Below are 13,220 nucleotides of genomic sequence, written 5' to 3'. Positions count from 1 at the left end.
AACATCCTCTTAATGCTTGAAATAGGGCGTCCCGATACGGTCAAGAAACAGGGTGGCAGCCAGTAAGTCTGCGGCGCCGCCCGGCGAGGCGTTCAGCGTCAGCATCTGGCGATCCAGGATGCCGAGTGCCAGCTGTCCCTCCGGGGTTGCACTGCCCCCTGCGCTTAAGACGGCGCGCGCGCCGCGCTGCATGGTCTCAAGCCCTTCCATCCCGGCGCGGGAGAGCACGCAGGTGTCGGTAAGCGACGTCATGATGGCCATCAGGGCATCAATCCGGGCGTGAGATTCACTGCCACCGTTTCTCCGGCTCAAACGCAACTGCGGCAACGCATGCTGCAAAATATGCGGGAAGCCCTGCTGGGCCTCTTCTCGGGCACCAGGTACGCGATAACGGTGCGTAGCGCGAAGCCCTTTACTGAAGACTTTGGGCGCGGCGTCATCCGGCAGTTTCGCCAGTGTGGCGGCGGTCGCTGCAATAACAGGCGCGTTCGCCTCACCGCCGAGCATCGCTACCGCACTCACCAGTAACCCCAATGCCCAGATAGCCCCGCGATGGGTGTTCACGCCACCTGTTGCCGCCATCATGGCCTGTTCGCCAACACGTCCGAGTCGCCCGACAGTTTGCCGCAGCGCAATATCTGCCGGACGCAGCCAGCTTTGTAACGCCAGCGCCTGAAATGTCGGGGTCAGGCTATGGGCAGACCGCTCCATTAACGCGAGCGTTAAATCGTGGTGCGCGCCGTTCCCCCGACTGTCCACCAGACCGGGTTTCGGGCTTAATCGTGCTTCGTCAATCAGACACTGCGTGGCGGTTCGCGCCAGCCATTCGGCACCGCCTTCAACCTGAATCTGTGGCAGAAGTTTCATTACCAGCTCCGGAATTTCGCAGGCGGGTTGTAAAGACCACCAGACCATTCCACCAGGTCTGCCACGCTGCTTGCCGCCAGTAACGAACGGGTTGCCTCGGTGCGGCGAATACCCATATCTTCCGGGTAAACCACTTTGCCGCTACGGCGCAGGTCGGCAACGCGTTTGGCGTCCACACCCAGGCCAATATCGGTGATACCTGCCACGGCAGCGACCATCGCACGGCGCTCTTCAAGGCTTTGAGCACGATAGAGATAGGCGATGCCTTCTTCGGTCAGGACATGGGTGACGTCATCGCCATAAATCATGACCGGCGCCAAAGGCATACCCGACGTTTTGGCCACGTCAACCGCATCAAGCGTTTCCACAAAGGTCGGTTTTGCGCCCGCCTGGAAGGTTTCGACCATCTGCACGACGAGTTTTTTACCGCGCTGCATCGGGTCGGGTTCGGTGATCATATTCAGCCACGCCGGGGTCGCATGACGACGACCGTGCGGGTCATGGCCCATATTTGGCGCACCGCCGAAACCCGCCAGACGCCCACGGGTTACCGTTGAGGAGTTCGCCAGGCCATCAATTTGCAGGGTCGAACCGATGAACATATCTACCGCGTACTGACCAGCCAGCTGGCAGAAAGCACGGTTGGAACGCATCGAGCCGTCAGAGCCGGTAAAGAACACGTCCGGACGGGCACGGATGTACTCTTCCATCCCCAGTTCGCCGCCGAAGCAGTGCACACTCTCCACCCAACCGCTTTCAATCGCTGGGATCAGCGTCGGATGCGGGTTCAGCGTCCAGTGTTTACAGATTTTGCCTTTCAGGCCGAGCTGTTCGCCGTAGGTTGGCAGCAGCAGTTCAATCGCTGCGGTATTGAAGCCGATGCCGTGGTTTAACGACTGCACCTGATGCTCAGCGTAGATGCCTTTGATGGCCATCATCGCCATCAGGATATGTTCCTGTTTGATGAGACGCGGGTCGCGGGTGAAAAGTGGCTCGATAAAAAACGGTTTGTCAGCCACGACCACGTAGTCAATCCATGAACCCGGGATGTCCACGCGCGGTAAATCGCATTCGTCATCCACCAGTTCATTGACCTGAGCGATAACAATCCCATCGCGGAAGGCAGCGGCTTCCACCAGTGCCGGGGTATCTTCGGTACTCGGGCCGGTGTAGAGGTTGCCTTTACGGTCCGCTTTGTAACCGGCAATCAGCGCCACATTGGGCGACAGATCCACATACAGACGGGAGTAAAGCTCGATGTAGGTATGAATAGCACCAATTTCCAGCAGGCCGTCTTCCAGCAGTTGCGAGATACGCAGGCTTTGTGTGCCGGAGAAGGAGAAGTCCAGCTTGCGGGCAATACCTTTTTCGAAGATATCCAGATGCTCGCTGCGCCCGACGCTTGGCATGATCATATGCAGGTCGTGGACTTTTTGCGGGTTGACCGACGCCAGCGCGCGGGAAAGAAAATCAGCCTGTTTTTGGTTATTCCCTTCCAGTACCACTTTGTCGCCCGGGGCGAGCAGTTTTTCCAGCATGGCGACCAGATCGTCGGTCGGCAGCACCTTACCCTGTACGGGGACGGAGGCCAGGCGGCGCTGTTTTTCCGTGCGCCGCGTGTTCCAGACCCGTTCTGGTGTTTGTCCAGATAACATTATTAACCTCCTGATTCAGCGAATCATTTTGATTTGCTTAACACTGAATAAAGTGTGCGCGCTGGTGAGAAAGGCATCAATTAAGGATCAAAGACGATTGTTAGCCTGAGAGTAATAATCAAAGTGATGATTTGTGACGAGGATCATTTTAAGGGAGGAAATCTGTAGTACACAGGGGGCACAATGCGCCCCCGGAAGGGCTGAGGGATCGCCATAAAAATGCGCGCACGTTCGGTCCCCTCTCCCTGAGGGAGAGGGTCAGGGTGAGGGGGAAAATGCGGCTCTGGTGGTCATTCCGTTCACCTTATGTTCAGCGCTGCGCAGCCAGGCGCTGGCGAATCTGCTCAAAATGGTCAACGTTATACAATTTGCCGTCGAGGAAACGCGTTTTCAGTTCCCCGTTTTTTTCCTGCTCCCAGGTTTGTTCATCATGCAGTTGCAGTTCACCCTGCGCATCCCTTTCTACCCGTAACAGCCCGCGCGCCGAACGTTTCAGGCCGCTGTCAGTCTTCGGCTCTTTGAAGATCATCCGCCCTTTACCGTTGACCGCGCCCCAGGTCGCTTTCATGGCAAACCCGAATGTGTCGCGCGTGTTGTACTGATAGGTAAAGGAACCCACCCCGAAGACCACGTTTGAGCTGGCAAAACCTTTGGCTTCCAGGCGGCGCAGGATCTCGTCGGCACGCGCAAGGGTAATGGAATCGCCGTAAATCAGGCCAACGTGCGGATCGAGCACTTTGTAGCCCTTTTCATTCACCGTGCCACCAAAAATCTCCCACAGCACTTCAACGGAGCCCTTCTCTTCCGGGCTGCGATCGCCACGCGTATCATCATCCGCCCCGGTGCCACACAGGATCTCAACCGGGTCCCCGCTATCCGGGCGGAACACCACGCGCCCTTCACGAGCGAGGATTATCTGTTTCAGTTCACGGGTGTATTCCGTCATCACCCGCCAGTAATCCCAGGTATCCGAGACAATTGAGACAAAGCCCTGCGGATAGAGATCGACTATCAAGCGGCGGAAAGTTTCAATTTCTTGCTCCTTCTCGCCCATACACATCACGCTGTGCTCGGTGGCCGGAATGCTCGCGCCGATAAAATAGTCTTCACCGGCGGTGTAGTGGTCACGGGCGTAGAGCAACGAAGGAATGCTGTCGGTACCTTTAAAACTCAACAGATGCCCGGCGCCGGCCTGCATCGTATCCTGGAGGCCCGCCATGCCGCGGAAGGAAAAGTCGTGGCACTGGAAATCAAGATGCGACATATCACTGCAGGTTTTTACCGCCCACTGTTCGCAGACTTTACGGTAATGGTGCGCAATCGTGGCGTTGGTGGAGGCTTTCCACAATTCAGCGGAAAGCACAGTCTCAAGGTAGTTAACCAGCCAGAAGAACTCGTCACGGGTATTCGTGATGGTCAGTACCGGCACTTTCATGGGTACGGTGCTGCCCTCATCAAGAGATTTAATGTGCAGAGGCAGATAGCCCAAATTGTGCAGTGCGCGAATATGGTCCACCGGCACGGCGTCTTTGCCGAGGTAGCTGTCCATTACCGCTTTGTATTCATTCACCACATCTTCTTGTGGGCGGGCAAAAAAGGCCTCATTGAACAAATCGACCATAAACCACCGTAAAAAGCCCTGCAACCCAAAAAACACCAGCTTGCCGTCCGCCACGGGAGAGGAGAAAAAGCGATCGCTGCGCGGCGTAAAGTTGGAGTACACCTGCGTAGTCCCTTGCGGGTACTGCACACGGTGGGACACTTTGTAACCGTCGATAGCCAGAATGGGGTTCATTTTCATGGTGTTATATCCCTTAAGCGCAAAAAATGGTGTCGATGTCGATAAACTCAACGCGAGGTTCGCGAAGCTCAGAAGAAGCAAACGAGGTGGTGGTATAAATGGCGTCAATACCATTGTGCAGCAGGTTCTCGACCCCTTTAGAAAACACGCCGTGGGTAACATATAAACTCACGCTGCGCGCGCCGGCATCGCGAAGTACCTGAGCGGAGCCGATAAAGGTACCGCCCGCATCGCAAAGATCATCCACGATCAGTACATCTTTACCTGCCACATCGCCAGAAACGAGCGCAAAGCCAGTCAGGTTACCCGTTGTAACATCACGCTCTTTCGTGAGGATGGCGTAATCCCGCGCCCCGCTGGCTTTTGCCACGTTATGAATTTTCTTCAATGCCCCGGCATCGGGTGCCACCAGCATTAATTTGCCTGCACGTATTGCCTGACGCAGGGTTTCGCTTTTCATCAGGCACTCTTCCTGAGCAATCACCACACTGTTGTTGATGGCCGCTGCGGCTGCGTCGCTGTGCGGATCCAGCAGAAAAACTTTATCGAAATTCAGCACGTTCAACTGGTTAGCGAATACTTTGAGCGCAAAACTGTCGCCGCTAACCATGTGTCGGTCCTGACGCGCCCAGGGTAACCAGGCCAGTTCAAGATGGCTTACGGCGATGTCGGTAACATGACGCACGGCATCAGTGAGTTGGGCTAACAGCATGAAATCATTCATATCGCGCATAGCGGCAACGCGAACCCGCATAACCTGAGCAAAACGCGGCAGTTCACTCATCACTCTCAGCCATACCGCGCCGTCGGGAAAGACACCTCGTTCGATTTCAATCGGTTGATTATCAAGTGTTAACTTAATTTTGCTGGTCATGATTCACCTCACCATTAATTAATGTCCTTAAGACACTTATAATATTGTCTATGAGACACTTATTGGCAAGCGATTTTTTTATCATTCGGCAACCACATAATTAAGCGCATGATATTTAATGAAATAAAAGTTAACTTGCCGCCTTTGGGTGGGCTGATAAACTTGGGGCGTGTTTAATAAGGCGAGTAAGCGATGATCAGCGAAGCAGAGTATCTGGATTCTTATGATGCCAGCCGGTTCCCTTCACCCCTGGTGACGGTAGACAGTGTGCTGTTCACACTGCATGAGAAGGCACTTCGCGTTTTACTGGTAAAACGTGCGAGTCACCCGCAACGGGGACGCTGGGGCCTGCCTGGCGGGTTTATTGATATGGAACAGGACGACTCCACGCGAGCCACGGCATTACGTAAGCTGACAGAGAAAACCGGCGTCTCTCCTTCCTGGCTGGAACAACTGGATACTTTTTCCGGGGCAAAACGCGATCCCCGTGGCTGGAGTCTGACCATCGCCTGGTATGCGTTAATCTCCTGGGTCGCCTGCGCACCGCATATCGCCAGCGTGAGCGATGCCAAATGGATGCCGGTAACCGGGCTGGATGATATCGATCTGGCCTTCGATCATCGGGAAATCATTCAGACTGCGCTACAACGGTTACGGCAGAAAACGATGTACTCTTTACTGCCAGTTTATTGTTTGCCTGATACGTTTACCCAGACGCAATTGCAGGAGGCGACGGAGATTATTCTCGGCCAGCCTATCCAGCGAAAAAGCCTGATTCGCCGATTTGAGGCCTCAGGTATGTTTGAAGAGACAGGCGAGAGCGTAGCGACTGGTGCGCGAAAAGCGCGCGTATGGCGCCGTAAGCCGGATGTCGATATTCATCTCTTTTCCCGAAATTTACTGACGGATTAATATAGCCTGCGCGATGTCCCGCGAAATGAAAAAACGGCGCAACATCGTGCGGCTATAGTTGTCCCATTCTTGATTCTATTGTTCTGTACTATGGCTGAAATTACACCTTCACGATTCCCGGAAATGGCGGATGATTCTTCCACCTTCCGCCCACTACGCGGTGGAAGCAATCCGCATTTCCAGACCATGCTACCGCGACTGATCCGCCGGAAACTGGGCTTTACTCCGACCTGGCAGCGCCTGGAACTGCCCGATGGCGATTTTGTGGATCTCGCCTGGAGCGAAGACCCTGCGCAGGCAAAACATAAACCGCGTCTGGTGGTCTTTCACGGGCTGGAAGGTAGCCTGCACAGTCCTTATGCTCATGGACTGATAGAAGCGGCAAAAGCGCGCGGCTGGCTGGGCGTGGTGATGCATTTTCGTGGCTGCAGCGGTGAACCTAACCGTCTTAACCGTATCTACCACTCCGGCGAAACCGAAGACGGCACCTGGTTTTTGCACTGGTTGCAACGGGAATTTGGCCGGGTCCCCACCGCCGCGGTGGGCTATTCGCTGGGCGGCAATATGCTGGCCTGTCTGCTGGCCAAAGAGGAAAATCGCGTCCCCCTCGATGCCGCAGTGATTGTCTCTGCCCCCTTTGTGCTGGAAGCATGCAGCGCCCATATCGAAACCGGCTTTTCGCGGGTGTATCAACACTACCTGCTCAACTTGCTGAAAGCCAACGCGTCGCGCAAATTAAAAGCCTATCCAGGATCTTTACCTGTTGATTTGCCACAATTGAAACGTCTGCGTCGTCTGCGCGATTTTGATGATGCGATTACGGCGCGCATCCATGGCTTTGCCGATGCGATTGACTATTACCGTCAGTGCAGTGCTATGCCGCTGCTGAATAAAATCAGCAAACCAACGTTGATCATCCATGCGAAAGACGATCCCTTTATGGATCAAAATGTGATCCCCGATATGCAGACATTACCACCGTCAATAGAATATCAACTCACCGAACATGGCGGTCACGTGGGGTTTGTGGGCGGCACGTTACTGCGCCCGGAAATGTGGCTGGAAAAGCGCATCCCCGACTGGCTGCACACTTATCTGGAAAGCTAAATGATTATTCCCTGGCAGGATCTGGCGCCTGAGACGCTCGACAACCTGATTGAAAGCTTTGTCTTGCGTGAAGGCACCGATTATGGTGAACATGAGCGCTCACTCGAACAAAAGGTCGCCGATGTGAGACGGCAACTGAAAAACGGCGAAGCCGTGCTGGTGTGGTCAGAACTGCACGAAACCGTCAACATTATGCCGCGCTCGCAGTTTCACGAGTAACGCACTGACGGCTGGCTTCGTTTACAACAATGGGTTACTCAGGGAGCTGCTATGTCCGCTAAACATCCGGTTATTGCCGTAACAGGTTCCAGCGGTGCGGGAACCACTACCACCAGCCTCGCGTTTCGCAAAATCTTTGCTCAACTGAATTTGCATGCCGCCGAGGTCGAAGGTGACAGTTTTCACCGCTATACCCGCCCTGAGATGGACATGGCAATCCGTAAAGCCCGGGATTTAGGCCGACATATCAGCTATTTTGGCCCGGAAGCGAATGACTTCGGGCTGCTGGAACAGACGTTTATTGAGTACGGACAAACCGGTAAAGGCCAGGCGCGAAAATATCTGCATACCTATGATGAAGCCGTTCCCTGGAATCAGGTTCCCGGCACTTTCACCCCCTGGCAACCCTTGCCAGAGCCAACAGATGTGCTTTTTTATGAAGGGTTACACGGCGGCGTGGTGACGCCACAGCATGATGTCGCCCGCCATGTCGATCTGCTGGTGGGCGTGGTTCCGATCGTTAACCTTGAGTGGATTCAAAAGCTGGTGCGTGATACCAGTGAGCGCGGCCATTCCCGTGAGGCGGTAATGGATTCAGTGGTGCGTTCGATGGAAGATTATATCAACTTCCTTACTCCCCAGTTTTCCCGCACCCATATCAACTTCCAGCGTGTGCCGACGGTAGATACCTCCAACCCGTTCGCCGCTAAAGTGATCCCCTCGCTGGATGAAAGCCTGGTGGTTATTCATTTTCGTAATCTGGAAGGGATCGACTATCCCTGGTTGCTGGCAATGCTCCAGGGGTCATTCATTTCGCACATGAACACGCTGGTGGTGCCGGGCGGAAAAATGGGGCTGGCGATGGAGCTTATCATGACGCCGCTGGTACAGCGGCTGATGGAAGGGAAGAAGATTCAATAGCCTTCCGGCGGGACGCAACATCGGCTCCCGCCAGGGTATCCCGGCACGCAGCGCCACCGGGGAAAACGCCTGATGCGCTTCGCTTATCCGGCCTGCGTTCTCAGGCCTCAATCACTTCATACGAGTGCGTGATTTTCACCGCCTTCTCCAGCATTAATGCCACGGAGCAATATTTCTCAGCAGAGAGATCCACCGCACGCGATACAGCCGCTTCTTTCAGCTCTTTGCCGGTCACGATAAAGTGCAAATTGATATGCGTAAACAGACGCGGAGCCTCCTCGCGGCGCTCCGATGTCAGCTTCACTTCGCAGTCTTTCACATCGTGACGGCCTTTTTGCAAGATAGAGACAACATCGATAGCGCTGCATCCCCCCGCCGCCATCAGCACCATTTCCATCGGGCTGGGGGCTTTGTCGCCTGAGTTACCATCCATCAGGATCTGGTGCCCGGACGCAGACTCGCCAAGGAACGTTAAACCTTCTACCCATTTCACACGAGCTTGCATTTTTAATTCACTCCGGAGTTACAATTTTCTTTACAGATTACGCGTACATAAGAAAACGCGCAACGGAAGGCGACCTGCGTCAAGCTGAAGCGAGACACCAGGAGACAGGCGACAAAAGCTATGCTAAAACAATCGGGATGCTACAGTGATACATTGACGTTATGCATGTATGCAGAGGACATCACATATTACAGGCCGCAGGCATGTCTGACGGTCCACTTCCCAGGTATGGGGAAGATAGATTGCAACCCCGGACGCGATATGTGAATCCAGCGTCTGGAGCCAGCTTATAACAGAGGATAACCGCGCATGGTGCTTGGCAAACCGCAAACAGACCCGACTCTCGAATGGTTCTTGTCTCATTGCCACATTCATAAGTACCCGTCGAAGAGCACGCTGATTCACCAGGGTGAAAAAGCGGAAACGTTGTATTACATCGTCAAAGGCTCAGTGGCTGTGCTAATCAAGGATGAAGAAGGTAAAGAGATGATCCTCTCTTACCTTAACCAGGGAGATTTTATCGGTGAACTGGGTCTGTTCGAAGAGGGTCAGGAGCGTAGTGCATGGGTACGCGCCAAAACCGCTTGTGAAGTGGCCGAAATCTCCTACAAAAAATTCCGCCAGTTAATTCAGGTGAACCCGGATATCCTGATGCGTTTGTCTTCCCAGATGGCGCGTCGTCTGCAGGTCACCTCAGAAAAAGTCGGTAACCTCGCCTTCCTTGATGTGACAGGCCGTATCGCACAGACGCTGCTGAATCTGGCAAAACAGCCGGATGCAATGACCCACCCGGACGGTATGCAAATTAAAATTACCCGTCAGGAAATTGGTCAGATCGTCGGTTGCTCCCGCGAAACCGTTGGTCGTATCCTGAAAATGCTGGAAGATCAAAACCTGATCTCCGCGCACGGTAAAACCATCGTCGTGTACGGTACACGTTAATTCTCAAGCGGCGCATCGCCCTTAACGATGCGCCGTTTTTGTCTCTCTTCCCCATGTGGCGCAGGCTGATTTATCACCCCGAAATCAACTATGCACTGCGACAAACGCTGGTGTTATGCCTTCCTGTGGCTGTCGGACTCATTCTGGGCCATTTACAGCAGGGGCTGCTTTTCTCACTCGTTCCCGCCTGTTGCAATATTGCGGGTCTGGATACACCACACAAACGCTTTTTTAAACGTCTGATCATCGGCGGTTCGCTTTTTGCGGGTAGCAGCCTTGCAGTACAACTGCTTCTGGCGCAAGCGCTCCCCCTGCCGATCATTTTGACGGGTCTGACCCTTATCCTGGGCGTAACGGCAGAAATCAGCGCGCTTCACGGACGCCTGCTGCCCGCCTCGCTTATCGCCGCTATCTTCACGTTAAGCCTCGCCGGAAATATGCCTGTCTGGGAACCATTGCTGATTTATGGGTTCGGTACCCTGTGGTACGGCGCGTTTAACGCCTTCTGGTTCTGGCTATGGCGGGAGCAACCGCTACGTGAATCATTGAGCCTGCTGTATCGCCAGTTGGCGGACTATTGCGAAGCGAAATACAGCCTGCTGACGCAACATGTCGATCCAGAAAAAGCCCTCCCCCCGCTGCTGACACGTCAGCAAAAGGCGGTGGATATGATCAGCCAGTGTTATCAACAGTTGCATATGCTGGCGGCGAATAATAACAACGACTACAAGCGGTTACGCCGCGTTTTCCAGGTCGCTCTGGACTTACAGGAACACATTGCCGTTAGTCTGCATCAACCGCAGGAAGTCCAGGAACTGGTAGAACGCAGCCATGCCGAAGAGGTTATCCGCTGGAATGCGCAAACCGTTGCCGCGCGGTTACGGGTTATCGCCGATGATATTCTTTATCATCGCTACCCCAAACGCTTCAATATGGATAAACAAATTGGCGCGCTGGAGAAAATTGCCCGCCAGCACCCGGATAACCCGGTTGGGCAGTTTTGCGCCTGGCATTTCAGCCAGATAGCCCGTGTGCTGCGTACCCAGCGCCCGCTCTATATACGCGATCTGATGGCAGAGAAGCAGCGTCGCTTGCCCCTGATCCCGGCCCTCAAAAGTTATCTCTCGTTGAAATCTTCCGCCTTGCGTAATGCGGCACGCATTAGCGTCATGCTCAGTATTGCCAGCCTGATGGGCAGTGCGCTGCATCTTCCTAAACCCTACTGGATAATGATGACGGTAATGTTTGTTACGCAAAACGGGTATGGTGCGACACGGGTACGCATTCTGCACCGGGCGGCAGGCACCCTGGCCGGGTTGATCATTGCCGGCGCGACACTGCACTACCACGTACCGGAAGGTTTCACGTTGACCGCGATGCTGATCGTGACGCTGGTAAGCTATCTGATTATCCGCAAAAGCTACGGCTGGGCGATGGTGGGCTTTACCCTCACCGCGGTATATACGCTCCAGTTGCTCACCCTGAATGGCGACCAGTTTATCGTTGCCCGTCTTATCGATACGCTGATTGGCTGCCTGATTGCCTTTGGCGGTATGGTCTGGCTGTGGCCTCAATGGCAAAGCGGCCTGCTGCGAAAAAATGCTCATGACGCGCTGGAAACCTACCAGGACGCCATTCGTCTGATCCTGAGCGATGATCCTCAGCCGACTCCGCTGGCCTGGCAGCGCATGCGGGTAAACCAGGCGCACAATGCGCTCTTTAACTCGCTTAATCAGGCCATGCAGGAGCCTGGCTTTGATACGCGCTACCTGGCGGACATGAAACTGTGGGTCACGCACAGTCAGTTTATTGTCGAACATATTAATGCGATGACGACGCTGGCGCGGGAACACACTATGCTCACGCCGGATCTGGCACAGCGTTACCTGCAGTCATGCGAAATTGCCCTGCAACGTTGTCAGCAGCGTCTGGAGTATGATGGTCCGGGAAGTTCAGGGGATGTGAATATTCTGGAGGCGCCGGAGAGCATGACGCATGGCCCTATGAGCACGCTGGAACAACATCTGCAGCGGATCCTGGGGCATCTGAACACCATGCACACCATTTCGTCGGTGGCATGGCGTCAGCGTCCACATCACGGCATTTGGTTAACTCGCCGCTTGCGACCTTAAATGTTAATCACTTTGGCAACTGCTTTCGCGAAGCGCTGCATCCCTTCTTCGATATCACTCTCTTCAATGATAAGCGACGGCGCAAAACGCATCACATCAGGACCGGCATTAAGTACCATCAGCCCTTCATTCGCCGCAGCGTAGAGGAAATCGCGCGCGCGGCCTTTGTACTGCGGTTTCAGCTCCGCACCGACCAGCAGACCCATGCCGCGAATTTCGCTGAACAGGTCGTACTGCGCGTTGATGTCTTGCAGATGTTTGACGAACAGTTCGCGTTTCGTATTTACGCCATTTAAGACTTCTGGTGTATTGATAATATCGAATGCCGCACCGGCAACGGCACAGGCCAGCGGGTTACCGCCATAGGTTGAGCCGTGGGAACCCGGGTGGAACGCGCTGGCGATCTCATGGGTCGTGAGCATGGCGCTTACCGGGAAACCACCGCCAAGCGCTTTGGCGCTGGTCAGGATATCCGGGGTCACACCATAATGCATGTAGGCGAACAAATCGCCGCTGCGTCCCATCCCGCACTGCACTTCATCAAACACCAGCAGCGCGTTGTGTTCATCGCACAGATCACGCAATCCCTGTAAAAACTCCGGCGTTGCCGCCGTCACTCCGCCTTCGCCCTGAATCGGTTCAACCACGACCGCGCAGGTATGATCGTCCATGACCGCTTTCACCGCATGCAGGTCGTTATAGGGCACGTGAATGATATCCGCGGGTTTCGGCCCGAAGCCGTCCGAATATTTCGGTTGACCACCGACGGTCACGGTGAACAGCGAACGACCATGAAACGCATTGTGGAAAGCGATGATTTTGGTTTTATGCGGACTGTGGCGTGTAGATGCATAATAACGCGCCAGTTTGAATGCCGTTTCGTTGGCTTCGGTGCCGGAGTTCATAAACACGACACGTTCAGCAAAAGTGGCGTCGATCAGCTTACGCGCCAGGCGAAGTGCGGGTTCATTCGTAAACACGTTACTGATATGCCACAGCGTTTCGCCCTGCGTTTTTAACGCCTCCACCAGCGCCGGATGGCAATGCCCCAGCGCGGTAACGGCGATGCCCCCCGCAAAATCGACGTACTCTTTCCCCTGCTGATCCCAAACACGGCTACCTTTCCCTTTCACCGGAATAAATTCGGCCGGTGCGAAAATTGGTAAAATGACTTCGTCAAATGTTGCGCGCGTGATTGCACCCTGCTGAGTTGCCATGTAACCCCACCCTTTTTATACAAGAAGTAGAAGTGAAAATATAATCACGAAATATGCATAAAAAATCA

12 protein-coding genes are annotated in these 13,220 nt (G+C 54.4%); 6 read left to right on the top strand and 6 right to left on the bottom strand.

The genetic code is table 11. The annotated features are described in order from the left end of the window. Positions 1–9: 9 nt before the first annotated feature. The 4 genes from L2097_RS19220 to prs all read right to left on the bottom strand — a co-directional run bounded on the left by L2097_RS19220 (position 10) and on the right by prs (position 5,197). Complete coding sequence (locus tag L2097_RS19220; RefSeq protein WP_142517353.1) at positions 10–867, bottom strand: triphosphoribosyl-dephospho-CoA synthase; 858 nt, start codon at positions 865–867, stop codon at positions 10–12. After that, positions 867–2,522, bottom strand: coding sequence for a malonate decarboxylase subunit alpha (gene mdcA / locus L2097_RS19215; protein ID WP_250353507.1), 1,656 nt, complete (start codon positions 2,520–2,522; stop codon positions 867–869). The genes L2097_RS19220 and mdcA overlap by 1 nt, the downstream gene beginning before the upstream one ends. Before the next feature lie 310 nt (positions 2,523–2,832). Further along, complete coding sequence (locus L2097_RS19210) at positions 2,833–4,323, bottom strand: nicotinate phosphoribosyltransferase (RefSeq protein WP_250353506.1); 1,491 nt, start codon at positions 4,321–4,323, stop codon at positions 2,833–2,835. A 13-nt stretch (positions 4,324–4,336) separates the two neighbouring features. Then, positions 4,337–5,197, bottom strand: a complete 861-nt coding sequence (prs, locus tag L2097_RS19205; RefSeq protein WP_085006263.1) for a ribose-phosphate diphosphokinase — start codon at positions 5,195–5,197, stop codon at positions 4,337–4,339. 192 nt (positions 5,198–5,389) lie between these two features. Between prs and L2097_RS19200 the strand changes: the two genes are divergently transcribed. From L2097_RS19200 to L2097_RS19185, 4 genes are all read left to right on the top strand, one after another. Further along, positions 5,390–6,109, top strand: a complete 720-nt coding sequence (locus tag L2097_RS19200; RefSeq protein WP_085006264.1) for an NUDIX hydrolase — start codon at positions 5,390–5,392, stop codon at positions 6,107–6,109. Between the two features lie 90 nt (positions 6,110–6,199). Then, on the top strand, positions 6,200–7,216 hold the full coding sequence (locus L2097_RS19195; protein ID WP_071845966.1) for a hydrolase: 1,017 nt from the start codon (positions 6,200–6,202) through the stop codon (positions 7,214–7,216). Then, positions 7,217–7,435 (top strand): YheU family protein, encoded by a 219-nt coding sequence (locus L2097_RS19190; protein ID WP_047372855.1) that lies wholly within the window; start codon positions 7,217–7,219, stop codon positions 7,433–7,435. A 51-nt stretch (positions 7,436–7,486) separates the two neighbouring features. After that, positions 7,487–8,356 carry a phosphoribulokinase gene (locus tag L2097_RS19185; protein ID WP_047372854.1) on the top strand — a complete coding sequence of 290 codons (870 nt, stop codon included), beginning with the start codon at positions 7,487–7,489 and terminating at the stop codon, positions 8,354–8,356. A 100-nt stretch (positions 8,357–8,456) separates the two neighbouring features. On the opposite strand, the gene L2097_RS19180 is transcribed toward L2097_RS19185, so the two are convergent. After that, a complete protein-coding gene (locus tag L2097_RS19180; RefSeq protein WP_041851412.1) occupies positions 8,457–8,861 on the bottom strand; it encodes an OsmC family protein in 405 nt (134 codons plus the stop codon). A 309-nt stretch (positions 8,862–9,170) separates the two neighbouring features. Here L2097_RS19180 and crp point away from each other — a divergent pair, with 309 nt between their 5' ends. Together crp and L2097_RS19170 are read left to right on the top strand one after the other, a co-directional pair. Then, positions 9,171–9,803 (top strand): cAMP-activated global transcriptional regulator CRP, encoded by a 633-nt coding sequence (gene crp, locus L2097_RS19175; protein WP_000242758.1) that lies wholly within the window; start codon positions 9,171–9,173, stop codon positions 9,801–9,803. A 53-nt stretch (positions 9,804–9,856) separates the two neighbouring features. Then, positions 9,857–11,935 carry a YccS/YhfK family putative transporter gene (locus L2097_RS19170; protein WP_085006266.1) on the top strand — a complete coding sequence of 693 codons (2,079 nt, stop codon included), beginning with the start codon at positions 9,857–9,859 and terminating at the stop codon, positions 11,933–11,935. Here the strand turns inward: L2097_RS19170 and argD are convergent. Continuing rightward, positions 11,932–13,152, bottom strand: coding sequence for a bifunctional acetylornithine/succinyldiaminopimelate transaminase (argD, locus tag L2097_RS19165; protein ID WP_250353505.1), 1,221 nt, complete (start codon positions 13,150–13,152; stop codon positions 11,932–11,934). The genes L2097_RS19170 and argD overlap by 4 nt on opposite strands. Positions 13,153–13,220 lie beyond the last annotated feature (68 nt).

This window comes from Citrobacter sp. MNAZ 1397 (genome assembly GCF_023613995.1).
In the GTDB taxonomy this organism is placed as follows: domain Bacteria; phylum Pseudomonadota; class Gammaproteobacteria; order Enterobacterales; family Enterobacteriaceae; genus Phytobacter; species Phytobacter ursingii.
The sequence above is the reverse complement of the archived record's forward strand: the minus strand, read 5'-3'. Positions and strand labels throughout refer to the sequence as shown.

Bases quoted from the DNA above. Each gene is read 5' to 3' on its own strand.
- mdcA (WP_250353507.1), bottom strand. From the start codon at position 2,522: ATGTTATCTGGACAAACACCAGAACGGGTCTGGAACACGCGGCGCACG.
- L2097_RS19220 (WP_142517353.1), bottom strand. From the start codon at position 867: ATGAAACTTCTGCCACAGATTCAGGTTGAAGGCGGTGCCGAATGGCTG.
- L2097_RS19180 (WP_041851412.1), bottom strand. From the start codon at position 8,861: ATGCAAGCTCGTGTGAAATGGGTAGAAGGTTTAACGTTCCTTGGCGAG.
- L2097_RS19190 (WP_047372855.1), top strand. From the start codon at position 7,217: ATGATTATTCCCTGGCAGGATCTGGCGCCTGAGACGCTCGACAACCTG.
- L2097_RS19185 (WP_047372854.1), top strand. From the start codon at position 7,487: ATGTCCGCTAAACATCCGGTTATTGCCGTAACAGGTTCCAGCGGTGCG.
- L2097_RS19200 (WP_085006264.1), top strand. From the start codon at position 5,390: ATGATCAGCGAAGCAGAGTATCTGGATTCTTATGATGCCAGCCGGTTC.
- L2097_RS19195 (WP_071845966.1), top strand. From the start codon at position 6,200: ATGGCTGAAATTACACCTTCACGATTCCCGGAAATGGCGGATGATTCT.
- argD (WP_250353505.1), bottom strand. From the start codon at position 13,152: ATGGCAACTCAGCAGGGTGCAATCACGCGCGCAACATTTGACGAAGTC.
- prs (WP_085006263.1), bottom strand. From the start codon at position 5,197: ATGACCAGCAAAATTAAGTTAACACTTGATAATCAACCGATTGAAATC.
- L2097_RS19170 (WP_085006266.1), top strand. From the start codon at position 9,857: ATGTGGCGCAGGCTGATTTATCACCCCGAAATCAACTATGCACTGCGA.
- crp (WP_000242758.1), top strand. From the start codon at position 9,171: ATGGTGCTTGGCAAACCGCAAACAGACCCGACTCTCGAATGGTTCTTG.
- L2097_RS19210 (WP_250353506.1), bottom strand. From the start codon at position 4,323: ATGAAAATGAACCCCATTCTGGCTATCGACGGTTACAAAGTGTCCCAC.